The organism is Gemmatimonas aurantiaca T-27, from assembly GCF_000010305.1.
In the GTDB taxonomy this organism is placed as follows: domain Bacteria; phylum Gemmatimonadota; class Gemmatimonadetes; order Gemmatimonadales; family Gemmatimonadaceae; genus Gemmatimonas; species Gemmatimonas aurantiaca.
This window is the reverse complement of record NC_012489.1, coordinates 2,112,416-2,135,518: the sequence shown is the minus strand read 5'-3', so window position 1 is coordinate 2,135,518 and position 23,103 is coordinate 2,112,416. Positions and strand designations below refer to the sequence as shown.

Annotated in this window: 25 protein-coding genes; 12 read left to right on the top strand and 13 right to left on the bottom strand. The window is 64.2% G+C overall.

Features of this window, described 5'->3' with window-relative positions:
* Positions 1 to 147: 147 nt before the first annotated feature.
* The 10 genes from GAU_RS09255 to GAU_RS09205 form a co-directional block, all read right to left on the bottom strand.
* A complete protein-coding gene (locus GAU_RS09255) occupies positions 148 to 480 on the bottom strand; it encodes a hypothetical protein (RefSeq protein WP_012683295.1) in 333 nt (110 codons plus the stop codon).
* A complete protein-coding gene (locus GAU_RS09250; protein WP_012683294.1) occupies positions 473 to 1,099 on the bottom strand; it encodes a hypothetical protein in 627 nt (208 codons plus the stop codon). Before GAU_RS09250 ends, GAU_RS09255 begins: the two co-directional genes overlap by 8 nt.
* Positions 1,096 to 1,437, bottom strand: a complete 342-nt coding sequence (locus tag GAU_RS09245) for a hypothetical protein (protein WP_012683293.1) — start codon at positions 1,435 to 1,437, stop codon at positions 1,096 to 1,098. Before GAU_RS09245 ends, GAU_RS09250 begins: the two co-directional genes overlap by 4 nt.
* Positions 1,434 to 2,126, bottom strand: a complete 693-nt coding sequence (locus GAU_RS09240; RefSeq protein ID WP_012683292.1) for a hypothetical protein — start codon at positions 2,124 to 2,126, stop codon at positions 1,434 to 1,436. The genes GAU_RS09245 and GAU_RS09240 overlap by 4 nt, the downstream gene beginning before the upstream one ends.
* Before the next feature lie 19 nt (positions 2,127 to 2,145).
* Complete coding sequence (locus GAU_RS09235) at positions 2,146 to 2,460, bottom strand: hypothetical protein (RefSeq protein WP_012683291.1); 315 nt, start codon at positions 2,458 to 2,460, stop codon at positions 2,146 to 2,148.
* Positions 2,461 to 2,680: 220 nt separating this feature from the next.
* A complete protein-coding gene (locus tag GAU_RS09225) occupies positions 2,681 to 3,010 on the bottom strand; it encodes a hypothetical protein (RefSeq protein ID WP_012683290.1) in 330 nt (109 codons plus the stop codon).
* Positions 3,003 to 3,194 carry a hypothetical protein gene (locus tag GAU_RS09220; protein ID WP_041265407.1) on the bottom strand — a complete coding sequence of 64 codons (192 nt, stop codon included), beginning with the start codon at positions 3,192 to 3,194 and terminating at the stop codon, positions 3,003 to 3,005. The genes GAU_RS09225 and GAU_RS09220 overlap by 8 nt, the downstream gene beginning before the upstream one ends.
* On the bottom strand, positions 3,191 to 3,460 hold the full coding sequence (locus GAU_RS09215; RefSeq protein WP_012683288.1) for a hypothetical protein: 270 nt from the start codon (positions 3,458 to 3,460) through the stop codon (positions 3,191 to 3,193). Before GAU_RS09215 ends, GAU_RS09220 begins: the two co-directional genes overlap by 4 nt.
* 2 nt (positions 3,461 to 3,462) lie before the next feature.
* Entirely contained in the window at positions 3,463 to 3,795 is a 333-nt protein-coding gene (locus GAU_RS09210) for a hypothetical protein (RefSeq protein ID WP_041265406.1), read from the bottom strand.
* Positions 3,792 to 4,193: a DUF7448 domain-containing protein gene (locus GAU_RS09205; RefSeq protein WP_012683286.1), complete on the bottom strand. Its 402-nt coding sequence runs from the start codon at positions 4,191 to 4,193 to the stop codon at positions 3,792 to 3,794. The genes GAU_RS09210 and GAU_RS09205 overlap by 4 nt, the downstream gene beginning before the upstream one ends.
* 635 nt (positions 4,194 to 4,828) lie before the next feature.
* Between GAU_RS09205 and GAU_RS09200 the strand changes: the two genes are divergently transcribed.
* The 8 genes from GAU_RS09200 to GAU_RS09165 all read left to right on the top strand — a co-directional run bounded on the left by GAU_RS09200 (position 4,829) and on the right by GAU_RS09165 (position 14,765).
* Positions 4,829 to 5,821: a M20/M25/M40 family metallo-hydrolase gene (locus GAU_RS09200; RefSeq protein WP_012683285.1), complete on the top strand. Its 993-nt coding sequence runs from the start codon at positions 4,829 to 4,831 to the stop codon at positions 5,819 to 5,821.
* Positions 5,818 to 6,894 carry an aspartate-semialdehyde dehydrogenase gene (gene asd, locus GAU_RS09195; protein WP_012683284.1) on the top strand — a complete coding sequence of 359 codons (1,077 nt, stop codon included), beginning with the start codon at positions 5,818 to 5,820 and terminating at the stop codon, positions 6,892 to 6,894. The genes GAU_RS09200 and asd overlap by 4 nt, the downstream gene beginning before the upstream one ends.
* Complete coding sequence (lysC, locus tag GAU_RS09190) at positions 6,891 to 8,246, top strand: lysine-sensitive aspartokinase 3 (protein WP_012683283.1); 1,356 nt, start codon at positions 6,891 to 6,893, stop codon at positions 8,244 to 8,246. Before asd ends, lysC begins: the two co-directional genes overlap by 4 nt.
* Positions 8,243 to 8,974: a 4-hydroxy-tetrahydrodipicolinate reductase gene (locus GAU_RS09185; protein WP_012683282.1), complete on the top strand. Its 732-nt coding sequence runs from the start codon at positions 8,243 to 8,245 to the stop codon at positions 8,972 to 8,974. Before lysC ends, GAU_RS09185 begins: the two co-directional genes overlap by 4 nt.
* 7 nt (positions 8,975 to 8,981) lie before the next feature.
* Positions 8,982 to 9,872 (top strand): 4-hydroxy-tetrahydrodipicolinate synthase, encoded by an 891-nt coding sequence (gene dapA / locus GAU_RS09180; RefSeq protein WP_012683281.1) that lies wholly within the window; start codon positions 8,982 to 8,984, stop codon positions 9,870 to 9,872.
* A gap of 40 nt (positions 9,873 to 9,912) precedes the next feature.
* Positions 9,913 to 10,764: a 2,3,4,5-tetrahydropyridine-2,6-dicarboxylate N-succinyltransferase gene (locus GAU_RS09175; protein WP_012683280.1), complete on the top strand. Its 852-nt coding sequence runs from the start codon at positions 9,913 to 9,915 to the stop codon at positions 10,762 to 10,764.
* On the top strand, positions 10,752 to 12,779 hold the full coding sequence (aroA, locus tag GAU_RS20730; RefSeq protein WP_052574337.1) for a 3-phosphoshikimate 1-carboxyvinyltransferase: 2,028 nt from the start codon (positions 10,752 to 10,754) through the stop codon (positions 12,777 to 12,779). The genes GAU_RS09175 and aroA overlap by 13 nt, the downstream gene beginning before the upstream one ends.
* A 171-nt stretch (positions 12,780 to 12,950) precedes the next feature.
* Positions 12,951 to 14,765, top strand: a complete 1,815-nt coding sequence (locus GAU_RS09165; protein WP_156798960.1) for a 30S ribosomal protein S1 — start codon at positions 12,951 to 12,953, stop codon at positions 14,763 to 14,765.
* Between the two features lie 170 nt (positions 14,766 to 14,935).
* Here GAU_RS09165 and GAU_RS09160 read toward each other — a convergent pair whose 3' ends face one another.
* From GAU_RS09160 to GAU_RS09150, 3 genes are all read right to left on the bottom strand, one after another.
* A complete protein-coding gene (locus GAU_RS09160) occupies positions 14,936 to 15,670 on the bottom strand; it encodes a PEP-CTERM sorting domain-containing protein (protein ID WP_012683277.1) in 735 nt (244 codons plus the stop codon).
* Between the two features lie 133 nt (positions 15,671 to 15,803).
* The gene (locus GAU_RS09155) at positions 15,804 to 16,754 is read right to left on the bottom strand and encodes a PEP-CTERM sorting domain-containing protein (RefSeq protein WP_012683276.1); all 951 of its coding nucleotides are present in this window, start codon (positions 16,752 to 16,754) and stop codon (positions 15,804 to 15,806) included.
* Positions 16,755 to 17,102: 348 nt separating this feature from the next.
* Positions 17,103 to 17,636: a hypothetical protein gene (locus GAU_RS09150; RefSeq protein ID WP_012683275.1), complete on the bottom strand. Its 534-nt coding sequence runs from the start codon at positions 17,634 to 17,636 to the stop codon at positions 17,103 to 17,105.
* 311 nt (positions 17,637 to 17,947) lie between these two features.
* On the opposite strand from GAU_RS09150, the gene GAU_RS09145 reads away from it, so the two are divergent.
* The 4 genes from GAU_RS09145 (at position 17,948) to accC (ending at position 23,103) form a co-directional block, all read left to right on the top strand.
* Entirely contained in the window at positions 17,948 to 18,352 is a 405-nt protein-coding gene (locus tag GAU_RS09145; protein WP_012683274.1) for an energy transducer TonB, read from the top strand.
* 125 nt (positions 18,353 to 18,477) lie between these two features.
* Positions 18,478 to 19,845, top strand: coding sequence for a CotH kinase family protein (locus tag GAU_RS09140; RefSeq protein ID WP_012683273.1), 1,368 nt, complete (start codon positions 18,478 to 18,480; stop codon positions 19,843 to 19,845).
* A 175-nt stretch (positions 19,846 to 20,020) separates the two neighbouring features.
* Positions 20,021 to 21,559, top strand: a complete 1,539-nt coding sequence (locus tag GAU_RS09135; protein WP_012683272.1) for an acyl-CoA carboxylase subunit beta — start codon at positions 20,021 to 20,023, stop codon at positions 21,557 to 21,559.
* An 8-nt stretch (positions 21,560 to 21,567) separates the two neighbouring features.
* Positions 21,568 to 23,103: an acetyl-CoA carboxylase biotin carboxylase subunit gene (gene accC, locus GAU_RS09130; RefSeq protein WP_012683271.1), complete on the top strand. Its 1,536-nt coding sequence runs from the start codon at positions 21,568 to 21,570 to the stop codon at positions 23,101 to 23,103.

Sequence of the window (23,103 nt, the reverse complement as noted above, 5' to 3'; positions counted from 1 at the left end):
TTTTCTGCGAGCAAGTCGAGGTACGCGGCGGCAAGATTAGCCTCACCGCCATACCAGCTTTCGCTGAAGCCTTGTATTTTACTGACGTGCATGATGTGCTTTGCGCACTTCAGTGCATTCTCGTTCCGCCTCTTGAGGCTGGTACGCTCACTCGCCATCGCGCGCCCCTCCCGGGGTGGGGGTGATCGGTGCGAACGCGATCTTGCCGCACACAACCCACTGGATGTCACCCTTGAGCGTGACGCGATCGGTGTACGTCGTTTGATCGTTGTCGTGGGGCGTGTGGGAGTACTCCGCCGTGCCCTCCTTCTCGCGTCGGATCTCCCAGCATCCCTTGCTGCCGTATTCGATGGACAGAACCGTGCCATCGGAGAAGGCGAGGTAGTTCCGCTCATCGTCGGACGCGTTCCACTCCTCGCTGATGGCGCCATCGATCTCGACCAAGTCGTCGCTCGCGCCGTAGATGGTGACTTCAGCCATTGCTCTGGTCTCCGTTGGTCTGTTGGGTAGCAGCCGGTGCGGCGGCGGCGAGGGCGGCTGTGATCACGGCTGCTGCGACTTCGACGTACTGGTCTACTTCATCCATGTTGGCCGTGCTCGCATCCTTGCCAGTGCTGGCTTCAAACGCGGCCTTCGAAGCGGCGACGAACACTGGCTGATCAAGCTCGCGCAGTGCGGTGATAGTGCGCTCCACCGCCGCCACGCGCTGCTCGGCGGCTAGTGCACGGTCGGTCATCTGCGCGAGGGTCGCCTCCACAGTGTCGACGTATCCGGTCCCCGCCTCCGTCACCCACTGCGCAATCCGCTTCAGATCACCGCTGGTCTGCGCGATGTGTCGGATGCTACGCAACGTCTCCCAGTGTTGGTCTCCACGGCGTTTGTAGCGATCTCGCTCCGCCTCCAGCTCCGCCACGCGCGCGGCGAGGGTGTCGTACAGCGACACAATGTCGGTGACGGCACAGAGGTATCCGGTGCTCTCCTCTCCGCCGTCCCCTCTGTCGATCGAGGCGTAGAGATTCATGCCATCCGCCTCACGGAGCACTGCAATGGCGCTCGGCTCCTCCGCGGCGGCGGGCGGGGTGGTTTCGTTGTGGGTCATGGTGCCACCTTCACGGCGTCCGCCGCCTTGCGGATCTGCTCACGGAGAACGCCGCGCACCTCCTCGCGAAGTTCCTTGTTCGACAGGATCTGTTTCACATCGTTGGTCAACTCGGTGGCGAGCGCATTCCAAATCAGATCGCCGATGCGCTCTTCGATGATCTGCGTGATGCGCCCACGGATCGCGTCGCGGTCGATGTTCGCGTATGCTTCACGCAACAACGCCCCGTCGATCTTGAGACGTTGTTCGTACGGCAACGAGACAACGCCGCCCTCGCGGATCTGCTTCAACACCGAGGCTTCAACTGCCTTCGTGACTTCTTCCTGGAATGTGCTCACTTCTCCACCCCCCTCGTCTCGGCTGGCGCGAGCAGTCCTCCCGGCGCGAGCAGGGCGGTGCATTCTTTGTGGCGTGGCGCGAACGTGCCGCAGGACTGGCAGTGCGAGCGCGGATACGGCTTGCCTTCGTGTTGCAGGCGCTGACGGCAGTTCATCGGAACCTCCGCGCTGACGGGGGACTTGGCCTCCGCGCCCTCGGCGAGCACGGCGAGGCGGACGGCGCGATCAGTGATAGGACGCGGCCAATGCTCGACCTCCTTGCAATGCTCAGCGGTTGCGTACCAGAAGGCGTCTTTGTCAGCGTCGAGGTTGTACCACCCGTCCAGCACGCGCACGATCTTCTCCCCCCGCACGGCGCGGAGGATGGCGTCGGTTGCGTCTTGCAAACCCAACCAACCCTTCACGGTGCGCGTGCCGCGTCCCGCTTCGTACGCATCGTCGAGAACGTCGTGTACCAGATCCCACGTCGCATCCCGCACCACCGGCTCGGGCGGGGCCGGTTCGAGGGGGGTGGCTTTGAGGGCGAACACCGCGTCCTCGTCCTCTGCACTCACGCCGAGCGCAGCGAAGTTCGGTACGGTGCTGAACACCCGGCGCTCATGGTGCGCGTGTTCCCACTGGCCCGTATGCCGGGCGATGTGATTGTTGCCGCCCCACGCGGTGGTAAACGGCACCTCCCGGAACCGCATCCCGGCGGGGGGTGTGGTGCTACTTGTCATTCTTGGTTCCCTCCCGAGCTTCGAGCTGCGCCCGCATAAGGCGAACAACAGAAGCCGTGAAAGCGGACATGTGATGCCGGTTGTATTCGTACGAATTCGGATTCCTGGTCATCGGCTCCAGCATATCGAGCATGGCGCGGACGATATGGCCGTCTGCAACCACCGACTCCGTCGACATCACGCGGATCCCCGACGGGTCTTTGGCGCGCACGACGAGAAGACCCGCCTGCGTCAGGCGGTCGACGTCTTCTTTGCGTACGCCTGCAGTGTTCGGGATCAGGACTATCGGTGCGTTCTCGCTCACTCTCCCTCCCTCCGTGGTTCGCTCGGGCGGCCCGCCGGGGTGGCGGTCGCGCTATTCAGGCCAATCGCTGCGTCCAGAAATGCGTGTGTCCAAGCATCCACCTCGGCTTCATGCTCGGATTTCGTCTGCGTGTCCTTGCGCGTCGCTTCGTAGTGGCGGGCGAACTCGACCAGTTTTGCGCGCACGCGGAGCCACGCCTTTCCTCTCTTGGGAGTCACCATCACCCCTCCCCCTCGACCACGCGCACGCCGGCCTTTTGCGGCCGCAACCACTCGGCGCAGGTGAGACAGCACAGGGCCGCGTCGTCGTGGAGCATCACGAGCTCGCGTACCGGGACCACAGCCGTGCACACCTCGCACTGGTGTTCGTCGGTGCGCCCGCGCTCCATCGCAGCGGACATCGCGTCGATTCGCGCAGCACGCTGCATGATCTGCTCCCACCGCGCATCGAGTTCGGCGTCCAGCGCTTCGTTGGACTTCGCGCGCTTCCACTGGCGACGGGCCCACACCACCAGCGCCGCGAGGAGCGTGGTCAGGATGAGTTCAGGCATGGGTGCGCTCCACGAATCGCTTCGCCTTCCCATGCTGCCATGTACCTTCCTTCCAGCGGTGCCATCGGACGCGGCACTGCATGCACTCGTGATAGAGCACGCCGTCGTACTCGCCGACGATCTGCACGCCAGTGACGAATTCGGGGCCGCATTCACAGCGCGCGGCCGGGGGCGTGGGGGTCATGGCCACACCCCGCTGTCACGGTGCGCATTCCGCAGCGACCACATCGACGGCGCTTCGAGGACCAGCGCGATCTCGACGTTCCGCACGTATTGCGTGTGCCGCCCAACCGTGCCGGTCTTGGTCACCAGACCATACGAGGTGAACAACGACAGGTAGGCAGCGACCGTCTCCGGCTTCACGCCGGATCGTTCCATGATGTCGTGGCGCGACAGCGGTTCGAGGGCCGGGATCACGCGCAGCACATCGCGCCATGCTTTGCCAGCCATCGCTACCGCCCCTCCCCGCGCGCGCGGTCCGCTGCTTTCTGCAAACGGGTCACGGTTTCGCTATCGCGGTTGTACTTGTTGCGCTGCGACGGGTGCACGTCTGGATAGCCGTACCGCGTGTCGATCTCGGATTCGAGGTCTTTCGCCGCTTCAGTCAGCAGATCCGCCAGTTCGCAGTATTCGGCGTCACGCGCCCGCAACCCCTCCAGCTCGGCCAGTAGGGCGGCCATATCCGTCAGCATCCGGTCGCCGTCGAGCGTGCCCGTGTCTGAGCGGAAGTACTTGTCCCACAGCTCGCGACGCCGCAGCGCCGCCACGTCGAGGGGCGGGGTCATGGGGTCACCCCACCGCTCTGCCAGAAGTCGACCGACTCGCTGTAGTAGCCGTTCGACGTACCGTACCAGCGGATGTCCACGTAGCCCTTGATCGTCGCGAGCTTGTAGAACGTCCAGGTAAACGATTCGTCGTACTGGCTCTGCCTCTGACCGTCGTAGTCCACCTCGTCCGCCATCGTGAGGGGCGAACCGATCAGATCGGCCGCATGCCCCACCACGTCGTCGATAGACACCGACTCGCAGCAATCCTGCTGGTGCGCCATCGTGAACTGCGTCCCGTCGGCGCAGTCGAACACCACACGGTCGCTCCCGGCTTCCAGGCCACTGATGTGGGTGACGGTCTTGCCCAGCAGGGTTGAGAACGGGCACCTGTTGCTCCATGCGTCGCCGTAGCTCATCCCTCACCCCCACCCAATCGCGTCGCGAACGCGCACGTCTCGCACACGCCCCAGACGTCCCACTCGGCCGCCGTCATCACGGACCCGCACGACGGGCAGGACCCGGACCACCAGCGGCGGAGGCGGGTTAGGAGGCGGGCGATCATGGCCGCACCTCCGCAGGCCTCTCGCAGCGCCAGACGTTGGCGGCGGCGTCTGAGACAATGCGCCCGCCGATGCTACGGCATCCGATGGCCCACCCGGAGACGAATAGCACGAACAGGACAGCCGGCACGGAGAGCCAGCCGAGGAGCCGGAGATTGCTGGTGTCGCTCATTCCCACCCCAGGACCGGCGCGAGGCAGGCGGCGAGGAGGGCCAACACTATCCAATAGAGGGCGAGCGAGCGGGTAGCAGTTTGGGTAGCAGCGGGCTGCTGATTTGCCCGAAATGCTCCGACATCGACCGACACCTCTACAGAGTGAAGCGGGCCTAAGTCGTTGATTTTCTGAGAAGCCGTAGGGGACTTAAAATCCCCTGATCGCAAGGTCGTGCGGGTTCGAGTCCCGCTCCGGGTATGGCAGGCCACATGCCGCCGGACGAATTTGGTGCGCGGCACTATCTCAGAAATGGGCATTCCTGAGTATCTTGGTGCCCATGTCCGACGTCGTGGCGCTGGCCTCCGAGATGCTCTCCATCGACTCCACCACCGGTCGCGAACGCGACGTGGTGGAGTTCACTGCCAACTGGCTCATCGAGCACGGTTGGAATGTCACCCTCCAGGAAGTGGAGCCGGGGCGGTCCAACGTCTGGGCATCGCGACGCGGTGGCGGGGTGACCCTGTCCACGCACCTCGATACGGTGCCGCCCTTTGTGCCGCCTCGGCTCGATGGCAGCCGCCTCTATGGCCGGGGATCTTCGGACGCCAAGGGCATCGCGGCAGCCATGATGATCGCCGCCCAGCGCCTCGCTGACGCCGGTGAAGAACGGGTCGATCTGCTGTTCGTGGTCGGGGAAGAGAAGGGGTCGCCCGGCGCCCGCGCGGCGAACCGCCTCGAACCCACCAGCAAGTGGCTGGTGAATGGCGAACCCACCGAGAGCAAGCTGGCCTCCGGTTGCAAGGGAGCACAGCGCGTGATCGTGCGCGTACGCGGCCGCGAGGCCCACTCGGCCTACGCCCATCTGGGCAGCAGCGCCCTCGAGCCACTGCTGGAGCTGCTGCCGCGCCTGCGCGACCTGCCGCTGCCGGTCGATCCCATCCTCGGACCGACCACCTACAACATCGGCGTGCTGCGCGCCGGCACCGAGGCCAACATCGTGCCCGGCCACGCTGAGGCGGAGATCATGATCCGCCTCGTGGGAGACATCGAACCGGTCAAGCGGCTCTTCGCCGAATGGGCCGGTGACCGGGTGGAACTGGTGTGGGGCTCCCACATTCCGGCGCAGCATTTCCAGGTCATCAACGGGTTCGAGGTGGAGCCCGTTGCCTACACGAGCGACATCCCACTGCTTGATCGCTGGGGAACGCCGCTCCTCTTTGGGCCCGGATCCATTCACGTGGCCCATACGCCCATCGAATACATCGATGTGGCAGAACTCGACGCGTCGGTTGACGCGTACGTGAGAATCGTCCGCACTCTGCTCGCATGACACCCTCATCCACTCGCTGGCCGGTCGCCGTTCTGGGCGCCACCGGTGCCGTCGGGCAGGCGTTCATCCGCCTGCTTGAAGGCCATCCCTGGTTCGATCTCGTCGAAGTCGCTGCCTCCGAGCGCAGCGCGGGCAAATCGTATCAAGAGGCGGCGAAATGGCTGGAGGGTGTGCTCCCGGCATCGGTGGCGGGGCTCACCGTAAAGCTGTGCACCCCCGAGCAGGTCACGGCGCCGATCGTCTTCTCGGCGCTCGATTCCGGTGTAGCGGGTGATGTGGAGGCCGCGTTCGCACGCGCTGGTCGCCTCGTGCTGTCGAACGCCAAGAACTACCGCATGGCCGACGATGTGCCACTGGTGATCCCCGAAGTGAACGGGGACCATCTGGCGTTGCTCGCCCATCAGCGTCAGGTGCGCGGATGGACGGGGGCCATTGTCACGAACGCCAACTGCGCCACCACGGTCATCGCGGCCGCGCTGGCGCCGTTGCATCAGGCCTTTGGTGTCACCAAGGTCTTCGCCACCACCATGCAGGCCGTGTCCGGCGCCGGGTATCCCGGTGTGGCATCACTCGACATCCTGGGCAACGTCATCCCGTACATCGGCGATGAAGAGCCCAAGATCGAAACCGAGCTCGTGAAACTGCTCGGCACGTTCGATGGGACGCGCATCAAGCATGCCGACATCATCACCAGCGCCCACGCCAACCGGGTGCCGGTGGAGCATGGCCACACCGTGTGCCTGTCGGTCGCGTTCGAACGCAAGCCCACGCCGGAGCAGGCCCTCGACGTGCTGCGCAACTGGACCGGCCATGCGGCGGTGAAGGGACTGCCGTCAGCACCGGAACCGGCGCTCATCATTCGTGACGAAAACGACCGCCCGCAGCCGCGTCGTGATGTGGATCGCGGCAACGGCATGGCGACCACGATTGGTCGCGTGCGCGCCGATCACCTGTTCGACCTGCGCCTCGTGGCCATGTCGCACAACGTCGTGCGTGGCGCCGCCGGTGGCTCGATCCTCAACGCCGAATTGCTCGCTGCCTCGGGGCAGCTCGCGGGGATCGGTGCCCCGTGATCGTCTGCAAGTTCGGAGGGACCTCGGTCGCTGACGCGACTGCCATTCGTCGCGTCATCGAAATCGTCACCAGCAAGCAGGCGCAGCAACCCATCGTCGTGGTGTCCGCCCTCGGCGGCGCCACGAACCTCCTGCTCGACCTGGCACACAAGGCCGCAGCCGGTGAGCTGCTCACCGCGTTGCAGATCGTGGAGCAACTGCGCGATCGGCACCTCACCGAAACCGCGGCGTTGCTTGGTGATTCGCCGGAGGCGGCCGATCTGGCCGTCGACATCGGCGCAGCATTCGACGAGCTCGCACATCTGGCCGAAGCGTTTCGCACACTCGGCTATCTCACACCGCGCTCCCTCGACACCGTCGCGGCGCTCGGGGAGTTGTTGTCGTCGCAGATCGTGGCTGCCGCCTTTCGTACGGCGGGATATCCGGGCGTGTATGTCGATGCGCGTGATGTCATGCGCACCAACGACTACTTCACGCGCGCCGAGCCCGATATCGACGGCATCGCCGCGGCGTCGCAGGAACGTCTGGTGCCGCTGCTGCAGCAGGGAAAGATCCCGGTCATGGGCGGCTTTGTCGGTGCTGCGCCCGGACGGGTGACCACCACGCTCGGCCGCGGCGGCTCGGATTTTTCCGCATCACTCGTTGGCGCGGCCGTCGACGCCACCGCCATCGAGATCTGGACCGATGTGGACGGCATGCTCACAGCCGACCCGCGCGTGATTCCGAGCGCGCAGCTCATCGAGCACATCAGCTTCGACGAAGCCGCCGAACTCGCAGCGTTTGGTGCGAAGGTGTTGCACCCGTCCACCATCGCGCCTGCGGTGCAGCGCGGGATTCCGGTGTACGTGTTCAATTCGCGCAAGCCGGACGGCAAAGGCACCATGATCGCCTTCGATGCGCCGCGCCTTCCCGTGCGAGCCATCGCCGGCAAGCGCAACGCCACGCTGGTCAAGTTGCGCTCGTCGCGCATGCTGTTGGCCCCCGGCTTCCTGCGTCGGGTGTTCGAAGTGTTCGAAAATCACCGCACCTCGGTCGACGTGGTGACCACCTCGGAAGTCTCCGTGTCGGTCACACTCGACGACACCAAGCACCTGGGCGCCATTCTGCAGGATCTGGCCGCATTCGGTGATGTCGCCGTGGAGCGTCGCGCCGGTGTAGTGGCCATCGTGGGCGCGGGCATTGCCGATGGCAGCCGCGCGATTGCCGATGCCATCGCGGCGCTGGGGCCGATCCCGGTGCACATGGCCTCGCTGAGCGCCACGGGCATCAATGTCACGTTGGTCATCGACGACGATCAGGTCGTGCCGGCCATGCAGCGCCTGCATGCCACGTTCTTCGAGGACGCATCATGACCGTCGATCGAACTACGGACGGCGCGTCCGGTCTGCCCATTGCCTTGGTCGGCATGGGAAAGATGGGACGCGCCATCGATGCCCTCGCCACAGGGCGTGGTTGTGATGTCGTGGCGCGCCTCGGGGCCGATGCGATGGCGCAGGCCACCGTGGGCACACTGGGTGGAGCACGAGTCGCCATTGAATTCACGCATCCAGAGGCCGCACTCGCCAACGCCCGCACACTGCTGTCGCTCGGATGTCCGGTCGTCGTTGGCACCACGGGATGGACCGCCGCGCTCGATCAGCTCGAAGACGCGGTGCGCACCACCGGCACCCCCGCGTTGTGGGCGCCGAACTTCTCGGTGGGTGTGCAACTGTTTCTCGCGATCGCTGAGGATGCCGCGCGTCGCCTGCGTGACGTGGAGGGGTTCGACACGCACGTCGTGGAAACCCATCACACGGCCAAAAAAGACGCGCCCTCCGGCACGGGCATTGCCATTGCCGAGCGGCTCGCGGTTGGACTGGGCCATGACGTGCCAGTGAGCAGTGTGCGTGTGGGATCGGTGCCCGGCACACACGAAATTTTGCTCGATGCCCCCTTCGAGCAGATCCGCCTTGTCCATGAAGCGCGCGATCGTCGCGTATTCGCGGACGGTGCGTTGACGGCCGCCCGCTGGTTGGCCCGTCAGACCACACCCGCGTTGTACACCATGCGCGATGTGCTGCGCGCCACGCCCACTCCCTGAATAGATCATGACCTCCCGACTTCGTGGTTGTGGGACCGCGCTGGTCACGCCGTTCACAACTGGTGGCGTGCTGGATGAAGACGCACTCCGTGCACTCGTCGACTGGCAGATCGCGCAGGGCATGCACATGCTGATCCCCTGCGGATCCACCGGTGAAGCCGTCACACTCTCGGCGGCCGAACATCGGCGCGTGGTGGAGATCACGGTGGAGCAGGTGAACGGACGCATCCCGGTGATCGCCGGTGCCGGCTCGAACGATACGCAAAAGGCCATCACGCTGTCCCGCGAGATGCAGGCGATTGGCGCGACCCATCTGCTGCATGTCACGCCGATGTACAACAAGCCGCCGCAGCGCGCGTTGGTGGCGCACTTCCGGGCCATTGCCGATGCCTGCGATCTGCCCATCGTCATCTACAACGTGCCGGGCCGCACGGGCGTGAATCTCGAGGCCCGCACCTGCCTCGAACTCGCCGCCGATCCCCGGTTTGTCGCGGTGAAGGAAGCGTCTGGTAGCGTGGCGCAGATCGCCGCCATCATCCGTGACCGTCCTGAGCACTTCGCCGTGCTGTCGGGCGATGATGGGCTCACGCTGGCCGTGATGGCACATGGGGGCGAAGGCGTGATCTCCGTGGTGTCCAACGTGGCACCGGGCATCATGGTGGCGCTCTGCGAGGCCATGGAGCGCGGAGACCTCGCGGCGGCGCGGGCGCTCGATACCCGTATCGCGCCACTCATCGATGCGGCGTTCGTCGAGTCCAATCCCATCCCCGCGAAGGCCATGCTGTCCATGATGGGACGCATGACCGAGACGCTGCGCCTGCCGCTCGTCCCGCTGGCGGACGTGCATCGCCCGCGAGTTCGCGACATTCTTCTGCAGGTCGGCGCGCTCGCGTCCTGACCAGCACCTTTTCTCCGACACTCCGGCCGAGCCCTGATTCATGGCCTTCTCCATCGCCGATCTCGAAGCGCGCTGTAACGACCCCCTGCTGCTCGACAGCGGAGCGCCGCTCGTCGCCGACGCGCAACAGTTGTTCGACGCCACCATGGCCCATCTCGAGCGCGGCGATGTGCGCGCCGCAGCACGTGATGCCGACGGCACCTGGCATGCCGTGCCGTGGGTGAAGCGCGCCATCCTGCTCGGCTTCCGTCTCGGCCGCGTGGTGGAGATGGGCGGTGCAGGCGCTTTCAACTTTTTCGACAAGCATACTTTCCCGGCCCGTGAGTTCCGGGTCGAAAACCAGGTGCGCATCGTCCCGGGCGGTTCGACGATCCGCCGAGGTGCCTATCTGGCGCCGGGTGTGGTGTGCATGCCGCCGATGTATGTGAATGTCGGCGCGTACGTGGGTCGTGGCACGATGATCGATTCGCACGCACTGGTGGGTAGCTGCGCGCAGATCGGCGAGCGGGTGCACCTGAGCGCTGCCGCGCAGATCGGCGGGGTGCTGGAGCCGATCAACGCATCGCCCGTGGTCATCGAAGACGACGTGGTGGTGGGTGGCAACTGCGGCGTGTACGAAGGCACCGTGGTGCGCACGAAGGCCGTACTCGCGGCGGGTGTCGTGCTCACACGCGGCACGCCGGTGTACGATCTCGTGAATGAAACCGTGCTTCGTGCGACGGCCGACCAGCCGCTCATTATTCCCGAAGGGGCCGTCGTGGTACCGGGTGCGCGTCGTGTGTCCTCGCCGTTCGGCGAAGCGCAGGGCCTGTCGCTGCAGACACCCGTTATCGTGAAGTATCGCGACGATCGCACGGACGCCTCCACCGCGCTGGAGGCGTGGCTGCGTTGAAACGCCGCGCGCCGCTGCATGTGGCGGGGACCATCAGGGCGCCCGGTGACAAGTCCATCAGTCATCGGGCGCTCATCTTCGCCGCGTTGGCAGACGGTGAGACACGCGTGCGCGATATTCTCGCGTCGGCCGATGTGCACGCCACCGCTTCGGCATTGCGTGCGATGGGGGTCTCCATCCCCGAGCTGAGCACCGACTTTGTCGTGCGTGGGCATGGTATCGCAGCACTCACGTCTCCCGCGCGCGCGTTCGACTGCGCCAACAGCGGCACCACGACGCGCCTGTTGTGTGGGCTTCTGGCCGGCCTGCCCGGGCGCAGTGCGCGCTTTGAAGGCGACGCGAGCCTGAGTCGTCGTCCGATGCGTCGGGTGGCGTCACCGCTCGCGTCGATGGGCGCGCACATCGATTTTGAAGGCGCACCGGGTCACGATGGTCTGCCCATGCGGGTGCACGGGGCGCAGTTGCGCGGCACCAACTATGTGAGTGCACACGCCAGCGCCCAAGTGAAAGGCGCCTTGCTGCTGGCGGGGTTGGCGTCCGGTGTGGAGGTCGTGGTCGAAGAACCGTACCGCTCACGCGATCACAGCGAGCGCATGTTGTTGGCGCGTGGTGTGGCGCTCGAGGTGTCGGAGCGCAGCGTGCGTCTGCCGGCCGCACAGCAGGTGACCGCCGCCGATGTGGTGGTGCCCTCCGATCCTTCGTCGGCAACGTTTTTTGCCGCGCTGGCCGCGCTGGCCGATTCGGGAGAGCTGCGACTCGAAAACGTGTGCCTCAACCCCACACGGACCGGCGCGTTCGATGTGCTGCAGCGCATGGGCGTGTCGCTCGATGTGTCAGAGCAGCGTTTGGTGGGCGGAGAGCTCATTGGCACCATCGTCGTGCGTCCGGAAGCACTGAACGGCACCACCATCGAAGGCGCAGAGATTCCACGGTGCATCGATGAGCTGCCCATGCTGGCGTGCCTCGCATCCCAGGCCGCAGGCGAAACGCGTATTGCCGATGCCGCAGAACTGCGCGTGAAAGAGAGCGACCGTATTCGCGCCGTGGTCGACAATCTGCGCACGTTGGGCGTGGACGCCGAGGAGTTGCCGGACGGTATGCGCATCATCGGCAGCCGCACGCCACTGCGTGGTCATGTCATCACGCATGGCGATCATCGGCTGGCGATGGCCTTTGGTGTATTGGGCGCCATTCCCGGCAACCAGATCACCATCGACGATCCGGCGTGTGTGGATGTGTCCTATCCGCGGTTCTGGCAGGATCTGGCCGCGGCCGTGGGGCAGGGCGATGCCGGGGTCGACGTTCGTCAGACCACCGCTTCGGGGGCTGCCGTTGGCACGCCGCTGACGATCGCCATCGATGGACCGGCGGCGTCGGGCAAGAGCTCCACGGCCCAGTGGGTGGCCCAGAAGCTCGGGGTGCGTCACGTGGATTCGGGCGCGTTCTACCGGGCGATCACCTATCTGGCGCTGTCCACCTGCGGCGACCCGGAGTCCTGGGTGGCAGACGACGTGCTGGCCAATGCCCCCCGCATCTCGTGGCGTCTGACCGAACGGTCGGTGTTGCCCCTGATCGACGACATCGACCAGGACACCGCGCTCCGTGATGCGCCGGTGACTCGGCAGGTATCGCGGGTCGCCCAGATGCTGGCCGTGCGTGAGTGGGTGAACCAGATGGTCCGCAGCGCCGGGGCAGCGGTGGATGTGGTGGTGGACGGCCGGGATATCGGGACCACGGTGTTTCCGGACGCCCAGCTCAAGGTCTTCCTGGTGGCGGATTCGTGGGAGCGTGCCCGTCGGCGGCTGGTGCAGCGTTTGCGGCGTCGCCCGACCGATGCCGAGATCGCCGAAGAAACGGAAGAGCTCGTCGCCCGCGATGCCAAGGACGCGACCCAGAGCGCACCGGCCCGGGATGCCATCACCATCGACACCACGACGGTGACCCAGGAGGAGCAGGTGGAGCGCATCGTGGCACTGGCCCGGGCCACCCGGGAGCGGATGGTCCGGCCGACCTGAGCCATTGCAGGCAGGAAGTCGTCCTAACGGGGTGGGGAAAGGCGTTGAACCCTTTTCTCCATCCCGTTATGTTATTGGGTTCCCGTGGTTTCTTCACCACGAGGAGAGCCTCATTTACCCCTTTCTCGGCGCGGCGAGTGCAGTACCGCGAATCTGGAGACCCCACACCGTATGAGCATCGAACTGAGCGCTGAGCTCGCCGCTGAAATCGCTGAAGCCGCAGAAGCCATGGACAATGGTGATGCGCCGGCCTACGGCAAGCTGACCGCGCGCGAAAAGCGCGACCTGCAGAAGAGTCAGCTCCGCCCCCTCGCGAATCGCCGCCCCGAACTGTACGAAGAGGACGAGTTCACGTCCGACGAGTACGAGCGGATGCTGGAGCTGTACAACGGCACCCTGGCGTCGATCGAAGAAGGTGAGATCGTCAAGGCGCACGTGCTTGAAATCCGCGAGAACCTCGTCGTGCTGGATATCGGATTCAAGTCCGAAGGCACGATCCCGCTCGAAGAATTCAAGGACATGCCCGACCTCAAGGCGGGCGATGAAGTCGAAGTCCTGCTTGAGCACCTCGAAGACCAGGAAGGCTCGGTCGTCCTCTCCAAGAAGAAGGCCGACTTCATGCGGGTGTGGGAACGCATCCGTGTGGCCTACGAGAGCGATCAGCCGGTCGAAGGCACGCTCGTCAAGAAGATCAAGGGTGGCGTGGTCGTCGACCTCATGGGCGTCGACGCGTTCCTCCCGGGCTCGCAGATCGCGCTGCGTCGCGTGCCCAACATCGACGAGCTCCTCGGCCAGAAGTACGAGTTCAAGATCATCAAGCTCAACAAGCGTCGCCGCAACATCGTGGTGTCTCGTCGCGTGATCCTCGAGACCGAACGCGCGGGCAAGCGCGAGAAGCTCATGAAGGAGCTCGCGAAGGATCAGGTGCGGAAGGGCGTCGTCAAGAACATCACCGACTTCGGTGCATTCATCGATCTCGGTGGCGTCGACGGCCTGCTCCACATCACCGACATGTCGTGGGGCCGCATCTCGCATCCGAGCGAGATGGTGCAGATCGGCATGGAGCTCGAGATCAAGGTGCTGGACATCGATTGGGAGCGCGAGCGCATCTCGCTCGGCCTCAAGCAGCTCCAGAGCTACCCGTGGAAGGATGTGGCGGCCAAGTACCCCGTGGGCACGCGTGTCTCGGGTAAGGTCGTCTCCATCACGAACTACGGCGCGTTCATCGAGCTCGAGCCGGGCATCGAAGGCCTCGTGCACATCTCCGAGATGAGCTGGACGCGCAACGTCCGCCACCCGTCGAAGATCGTCAGCATTGGCGAAGCGATCGAAGCGGTGGTGCTCAAGGTCGACGAGACGGAAGAGAAGATCTCGCTGGGTATGAAGCAGACCGAGCAGGATCCGTGGGTCATCCTGCCGCTCAAGTACCCGGTCGGCACGCGCATCAATGGCAAGGTCCGCAACCTGACCTCGTTCGGCGCCTTCGTCGAAATCGAGCCGGGCATCGACGGCCTGATTCACATCTCCGATATGTCCTGGACGAAGCGTGTCCAGCATCCGTCGGAAGTCGTGAAGAAGGGCGACGCAGTGGACGTGGTCATCCTCAACATCGACAGCGAAAACAAGCGTATCTCGCTCGGTCTCAAGCAGGCCGAGGAAGATCCGTGGCTTCGCATCGGTGAGACGTATCCGGTGGGCACCGAACTCCCGGGCAAGGTTGTGCGCCTGATGGACAAGGGCGTGGTCGTCGATCTCGGCAACGACATCGAAGGCTTTGTCCCCGTCAGCCAGTTGAACCCGGAAGGCACGGTGACCAACCCGGCCGACTTCACGTACGAAGCGATGAACTTCGTGATGCGCGTGTTGGAAGTGGATCCCATCCACCGCCGCATCGTGCTCGCCGTGACGTCGATCCCGGAAGAGCAGCCGCCCAAGCCGGCCGAGCCGAGCAAGGTGCACAGCTCCGAAGACGAACTCGGTCTCTAAGAGATCGGTTCCGTTGCATGAAGAAGCGCCCGCAGCTCATGGCTGCGGGCGCTTCTTTTTTGTTGGGATCACGGCGATTCAGGCGTCTTGAGGCGCCCGCCGCGCCGCAAATGAAAAACGCTGGCGCTCCCGTGTGAGAGCGCCAGCGTTCATGCAACGGGTGCGATGTATCAGCCGTTCTGACGACGACGACGCGCCACGCCGAAGATGCCGGCCAAACCAGCGGCCATGAGCGCGTAGGTGGACGGCTCCGGCGTCACCACACCACCACCCGCATACGGGGTGACCAGATCGGTATCAAAAGCGAAGTGCGCTTCGATGCCACGCCCCGCACCGATCGCCCGGCCGAAGGTCACATCCATCTGCGTGAAGAGGTCACCCACCGGCGCATCCGGGAAGAGCCCAACCTGGTTGTTGTAGGTCACGTGTGTGTTCCAGGCATCAAAGCACACGATGACCACGCAGCGGTACGCATCGAGGCTGTTGCCGATGCTGGAGCCCGGCGTGCCTTCCGCCAAGCCCAGCAGGCCGAACGCGCGATCGAACGCCGTGTTGGTGCCGGCCGCTTCAAAGACCAGGCGCGTCAGCCCCGACTGGCCGTTGTCGAGCGCCCAGGTCGTGAAGAACGTGTCGCCGTTGCCATTGCCGGTGAAAAACGAAAAGCCCGAACCGAAGAAGCCCCACTGACCAGACTGCTGACCAAACGCGATCGGGCCGCTGGTGCCATTCTGGCCCCAGTACGCCGTCAGGGTCACACCCGTCAACTGGTTGACCTGCATCGCGTCATTGACCGACGACACACTCGACACCGTGCCGACGTTGCTGCTGTAGCTCTGCGCGTTCACCGTCGAAGCGAGAACCAACGAACCGGCAGCCAGGGCCGCCTTGAAGAAAGAACGGGACATCGGAAAGGTCTGAGAGAAAATGGAGCGGGCTCAACGAGCTATCGAAGTGACTTACAGCACAAATTGTGCCCGCTCAAACTCTTTCTCAGATTCTCACCAAAAACCTGGCTGCTCCTGCCGACTGCGCCTCCGATCAGGCGCGGCGGCGGCGTGACAGGCCAAAGATGCCCGCAAGTCCAGCGGCCAACAGCGCGTACGTGGACGGCTCCGGCACCACCTGGCTCGGCGAATTCAGGCCGTTCCAGCGGATCTCTCCACAGAGCTTCCCATTGGTCGACCCGTTCTTGCCACCCTCGGGCAACACCTCGGGAAGGTCGTCGTAGTGACCCGCCTTGCAGTAGTTCTTCGAATGATCGTCCCAGGGCGAGTCAAAACCCGCCACGCGGAAGCTGTAGGAGTTGTCGCCCACATTGAAATCGAACCACTGGGCTTCGTTCAACGTGAGGATGTCGTAGGTGTGATACCGCGTTTCCCAGCTACACAGCTCAACCCACTGCCCACGCACCCGCTCCCGCCGGCAGACCTTCTCCTGCGTGGCGTAGCTGCCCTGGTTTTCTCCATAGGTCACGCCAAACAGGTTGTACGAGACCGGATTGTCGAGTCCTTCGAAGAACAGGTTCAGAGACAGCGTGGCGGACTCAAGCCCCGTGCCGCTCTGGTCATCGAAGTTCATGTAACCGAGGTACAACGACTGCAGGTCGCCCGCGCTGGCAAAACCCAGCGAACGGTTGGTGGACGCATTCGACGCCGGACCACCGGGCCAATCGTTGTTGCCGGAGTTGCTGTACTCGTTGATCTGGAAACTGAGCTCCGACTTGTCGTTGCCGTCATTCGAGTCCCAGCGGATGCGGGTCTGCGTGGTCGGCGACACGTTCGAGACCGAGGTCCCGCTCAGGTTGCAGTTCTGGCGCCAGCCAGTCTGGGGGGCCTGGGTGTCGTAGTGTTCGACATTGGCACCCAACGTGGCTTGCACATTCGTCCAGCAGGCCGTCGTACCAAACCAGGTCAGATTTTGCGCCTGTGCCGGGGCTGTAACAGTTGCCAATACCGCGAGGGCACCAAGCCCAAGAAAGCTGTGCTTCATTCTCGTCTCAGAGTGGGGAAGACGTGGAGGGAGGGGGACATTCAATCGGTGATTTCACGCACACATTGTGCCGTCACAGCTCTGGCAAACGAGTCGTTCTAAATTGCCGTAAATGGAATGACTTTCAAAAAACTACCGTTCCAATATCTGCAATCAAAGTGGCGTCACTGTTGCGTCCGGTAGACAATGTGTTTCATGGTCGCTACAGCAGAGTTCGCAGCGCCGCCGGCACGAGTCCGCGGAAATGCCAAACGCCTCCACGCACCGTTGAACGGCACATGGAGGCGTAGGATGTCGAAAATGTGACAGCGGAGGGGACTGGCCCCGCCGCGCGGTTACCCGCTGGGGTTATTCCTGGCCGATGATCAGACCCACACGATCTTCGCCGCCCTTCTGATCGGCCTTGCGTGCTGCCTGCTTGGCGGACTTGGGTGCCGAGAACGCGGCCCATGCCACGAGCGCGAACGCCACGAAGAACATCGAGCTCACAGCCCCCACCCGCACCGCGGTGTTCTTGAACGCCGCTTCCATCTGTGTGCTCACAATGGTCTTGAGCTGCAGCGCGTCGAGGACAAACAATCCGAGTGACGCACCGAGACCCAGAACAAAGATGATCGCCAGGACGCCAACCGTACGCTGCACACCTTTCTGCTCGAGTCGACGCGAGAGGCTCAACAGAAGGACCATGCCGAGGAACGAGGGCAGGAGCATGCCGCCGGAGAGCACGTTCGCGGCCGTGAAGCGCCACTGGATGTTGCTCAACTGAAGCGGCCACACCTGAATGCCGACCTGCACCGCAGGCACGACAAGAAGGAGGATCGCCGCAGTAAACAGCACCCGCCGGAGGGACGGATCGTCGTGAAGATCGGGGAGCACGGACATATGGGGATGCAATGGGAGGGAGTTCGATCGACGGGCGTGGTTCCAAGCCGTCATAACGCAAAGGACGTTCCAACCGCCCCCGGCGAAACAGAATGGGCCGCCAGCCCTGAACGACACCAGTGGGTGTGCCGGGGATGTGACGAATGTGAATACTGAAGTGAGAAACACTTTAGCTCTTCGTGACATCGGCCGATAGACCTACTCGTGCCATGTCTATCTCATTGAGGAGATAGCGCGGCAACCCCCTGGCTTCGACGCCGAAGTGCTGGGCTATCAGATTGTCCTGTCGTGATCTCGAGGATCAAATCCCTATGTCGACGTTTCGTCTTGCCCTGTTCCCCGCCATTGCCGCCGTATTGCTCGCCGGCCCCCTTGCTGGCACCGCTGCAGCTCAGGACGACAAGGTCTATCCGATCTCGGAAGTGACCAATCCGCCGAAGCTTGCCTCGTCCACGAACGCCGCCCGACTGATCCAGGAATCGTACCCGGCCGATCTCAAGAGCCGTGGTGTGGGTGGCATGGTTGAACTCCAGTTTGTCGTGGATTCGAAGGGCAAGGTGGACCCGACCTCGGTGGAAGTGGTCGATGCCACGCAGACGGCACTCGGCGAAGCGGCCAAGAAGGTGGTGGCCAAGCTCGACTTCAACCCCGGCAAGGTGAATGGCGCGGCGGTGAAGACCAAGGTCGTGCTGCCGATCATCTACAAGGCCAACTGATACGGGTGTTTTCCCGAGCTGTCCTTCGTGCCCACGGCATGACACGATAGCTCGGTGGCCCAGCAGTACTGCGAACGCGTGGGACGCCGTCATCCGGCCTCCCGCGCGTTTTGCTATTGTGGAGTATGCGCGCTCTTCCGTCGTTCACTCGGCAACTCATCGGCCTCCTCACGTGCGGCGCCTTGCTGTCATGCCGTCCGGACGCCACCACCACCGTCACACTGCCACCGGAAACGGATGACGGCTGGTCGGAGGCCTCGCACGGATCTGCGGCAGCGCCGAACTACGCCGAGGTCTTTGCAGACGATGTCGTGCGTCGCCTCGACATACAGATGACGGCCGCGCAATGGAGTAGCGTGCGCGCCAACATGACCGCGCTCTGGGGATTCGATTTTGGCGCCAGAGGTCCCGGCTTTGCCATTCCGCGCAAGGACCCTGACTACATCGATGTCACCCTCCGTTCGCATGGCCGCACCTGGTCTCATGTGGGCTTTCGCCTGAAGGGCAATTCTTCGCTCGGCTCCGCATGGCTCAACGGCAACTACAAGCTCCCCTTTCGGCTGAACTTCGATCGTTTCGAGGATCGCTACCCAGAAATTCGCAATCAGCGATTCCATGGGTTCAAGGAACTCTCGATGTCGCCGAACTTTCGTGACCAGTCACTCATTCGCGAAAAGACGGCGGCCGACATCTTTCGTCTCGCTGGCGTGCCGGCAGCACGCACAGCGTTCTATCGCGTGTATATCGACTTCGGTGAAGGCGCGCGATACGTGGGGGTGTACACCATGGTGGAGATCATCGAGGACACCATGCTCGCCTCGCAGTTCGGCAGCGACACGGGCAATGTGTACAAACCCACCTCACGCTTTCTCGTGTTCGAACGCGATCAACTCGAGAAGAAGAACAACCAAAACGCCGACGACTGGCGTGATGTGCAGGCCTTCATCGCGGCGCTGCACGACACCACGCGACGCAGCGATCCGTTGGCATGGCGCACAGCGCTCGAGGCCACGTTCGATGTCGACCACTTTCTGCGGTACCTGGCCGTCAACAACGTCATGGTGAACTGGGATGTGTACGGTGCACTGCCGCAAAACGCCTATCTCTACAACAGGCCCGGCAAGGCGCTCACCTGGATCCCGTGGGACATGAACGAGGCACTGACCGCCAATAGCCTCGCGCTCAGTCTCTCCATGAACGAAGTCAACGGGACGCAGTGGCCGCTCCTGCGTTTCCTCGCCGACGACCCGGTGTATTTCGCACTTTACCGGCAGCACGTGGCCGTCTTCCAGTCCACGGTGTTCACGCCCAGCCGCATGGAGGCCCTGCTGGACCGCCACCACGCCCTCATCGCGCCCTATGCGATCGGCCCCAATGGGGAGCAGGCGGGTGCGACCTATCTGTCTGACGCAGCCAGCTTCACCGGCGCGCTGGCGACGCTGCGAGCCCATGTGCACAGTCGCCATGAGCAGGCACGGACGTTTGCCCCCTGACGGGTCACCCTCGAAGGCGGTCCTGATAGGGGCCAGAGGGCGCGTCCGGGACGTGGCATGAGCGGGACGAGGGGAAATAGGCGCCGATTGCAGGCGGGGGGCCTGGCCCATCGCTACCAATGCCTCAGGACGGGGGCTAGCTTCCCGCGCCATGACCCAGTCATCCCAGACTTCCATGCGCGACAAGCTCGAGCGACTCGCCGTCGCCCGCGAGGCTTCGGAACAGGGTGGCGGTGCCGCCCGCATCGCTGCCCAGCACGCCAAAGGCAAACTCTCTGCCCGCGAGCGCCTTGATGTCCTGCTCGACGAAGGCTCCTTCGTCGAAATGGACCGTTTTGTCACCGCCCGTTCACTCGCCGAAGGCGAGGCACCGATCTACGGTGATGGTGTGGTGACCGGCCATGGCCGCATCGAAGGACGACTGGTGTATGTGTTCTCGCAGGACTTCACGGTCTTTGGCGGATCACTGTCCGAGGCTCACGCGGCCAAGATCTGCAAGGTCATGGATCTCGCGCTGCGCAATGGCGCGCCGATGATCGGCCTCAATGACTCGGGCGGTGCGCGCATTCAGGAAGGTGTGGTGTCGCTGGGTGGCTACGCTGACATCTTCCTGCGCAACACACTGGCCTCCGGCGTGATCCCGCAGATCTCGGCCATCCTCGGCCCCTGCGCCGGTGGTGCCGTGTACTCGCCCGCCATCACCGACTTCATCTACATGGTGCGTGGCACGAGCTACATGTTCGTGACCGGCCCGAACGTGGTGAAGACCGTCACGCATGAAGACGTGACCATGGAGCAGTTGGGTGGCGCCGACACACACGCCGGGACAAGCGGCGTCGCACACTTTGCCTGTGATTCCGAGCTGGCGTGCCTGCAGCACATCCGCGAGCTGTTCCGCTACGTGCCCAGCAACAACGTGGATGATCCGCCACGTGGCACCGGACGTGATCCGCGCGATCGCCGCGAAGAGTCGCTGCTCTCCGTCGTACCGGAGAACCCGAACAAGCCGTATGACATGCGGGAAGTCATCACACGCATCGTCGACGACGGCACGTTCTACGAAGTGCAGCCCGATTTTGCCGGCAACATTCTCGTGGGCTTTGCGCATCTCGGTGGCCAGAGCGTGGGCATCGTGGCCAACCAGCCCGCTGTGCTGGCCGGTGTGCTCGATATCAACGCGTCACTCAAGGCGGCGCGCTTCGTGCGTTTCTGCGACTGCTTCAACATCCCGTTGCTCACGTTCGAAGATGTACCGGGATTCCTGCCGGGTGTGACGCAGGAGCACAACGGCATCATCAAACATGGCGCCAAGCTCCTGTACGCCTACTGCGAAGCCACGGTGCCGAAGCTCACCGTCATCACGCGCAAGGCGTACGGCGGCGCGTACGACGTCATGAGCTCCAAGCATATCCGCGGCGACTTCAACGTGGCGTGGCCGACGGCCGAAATCGCCGTGATGGGTCCGAAGGGCGCGGTGGAAATTCTCTATCGCAAGGAAATCGCCGAAGCGGCCGACCCGCAGGCCGCCATGGACGCCCGGGTCGCAGAATACACGGAGAAGTTCGCCAACCCGTACATCGCAGCCGCTCGCGGCTATGTCGATGACGTGATCGATCCGCGTGACACGCGTCCGCGTCTCATCGAGGCACTCGAGTCACTGCGGGGCAAGCGCGATCGCAATCCGGCGAAGAAGCACGGCAATCTCCCGCTCTGAGGCCAGGCATGTTCACCAAGGTGCTCGTCGCCAACCGCGGCGAAATTGCGTTGCGTGTCATCCGCGCCTGCCAGGAGCTCGGCGTCAAGACCGTCGCCGTCTACTCCGAGGCCGACGCCGAGGCGCCGCATGTGCGCGAAGCCGATGAAGCGGTGCTGGTGGGGCCGCCGCCCTCGAGCCAGAGCTATCTCGTCGGGGAACGTTTGATCGAAGTGGCGCTGCGCACGGGCGCACAGGCCATTCATCCGGGCTATGGATTTCTGTCGGAGCGCGCGTGGTTTGCGCGTGCCGTGCGGGAAGCGGGTTTGGTGTTCATTGGCCCACCAGCGGAAGCCATCGAAGCGATGGGATCGAAGACGGCCGCGCGTCAATTGGTCATCGCGGCCGGTGTGCCGGTGGTGCCCGGCAATGCGGAAGGCGTGAAGGACGCCGACGAAGCGCTGGCCATCGCGGAATCGTACGGCTTTCCGGTGCTGCTCAAGGCCGCCGCCGGTGGCGGTGGCAAGGGCATGCGCGTGGTGCGGGCGAAGGAGGACATCGCCGATGCCCTCGCGTCCGCGCGTCGTGAAGCGCAGAACGCCTTTGGTGATGATGCCGTGTACCTCGAGAAGTACATCGAGGGCCCGCGCCACGTGGAGATCCAGGTGCTCGCCGACACGCATGGCAATGTCATGCACCTCGGCGAGCGTGAGTGCTCGGTGCAGCGTCGCCATCAGAAGATGATCGAGGAAGCGCCCAGTGTGGCCGTGTCGCCGGAGCTGCGAGCCCGCATGGGTGCGACGGCGGTGGCTGCTGCCAAGGCGGCTGGCTACGTGAACGCGGGCACGTGTGAGTTCCTGCTCGACAAGGATGGGCAGTACTACTTCCTCGAGATGAACACGCGCATCCAGGTGGAGCACCCGGTGACGGAATTGGTCATGGGGATCGACCTGGTGCAGTGGCAGATCCGCATCGCGGCCGGTGAAGCGCTGCCGTTCGCGCAGAAGGATTTCACGCCGCGTGGGTGGGCCATCGAGTGCCGCATCACGAGCGAAGATCCGAGCAACGGGTTTCTGCCCAGCACCGGTCGCATCGAATATCTGCATCTGCCAAGCGGCCCGGGCGTGCGTTGGGACGGTGGCATCGAAGCGGGCAGTGTGGTCGGGCTGCATTACGACCCCATGCTGGCCAAGCTCATCGTGCATGCGCCCACGCGCGATCTCGCCATCTCGCGCATGCGTCGTGCGCTGCTCGAGCTCACGATCGACGGCATCGAATCGTCGCGCGCCTTTCATCTGCGCGTGATGGATGATGCCGAGTTCCAGCGTGGCGATATCACCATCCAGTGGCTCGAGCAGCGTCTGGCGACGCTGACGGGTCCGAACACCGATCCCGAAACGTTGCGCTTGGCCGCCATCGCGGCCGCGCTCGTCGCGCATGAAGAACGTTCCGCCGGACGGGTATCAGCACCGGCGGGTACCGGCGCGTCCGCTGCCACGGTGGCGCCGTCGGAAGCCAAGCCGAGTGCCTGGGCCGCGCTGGCCCGCCAAGAAGGACTGCGCTGA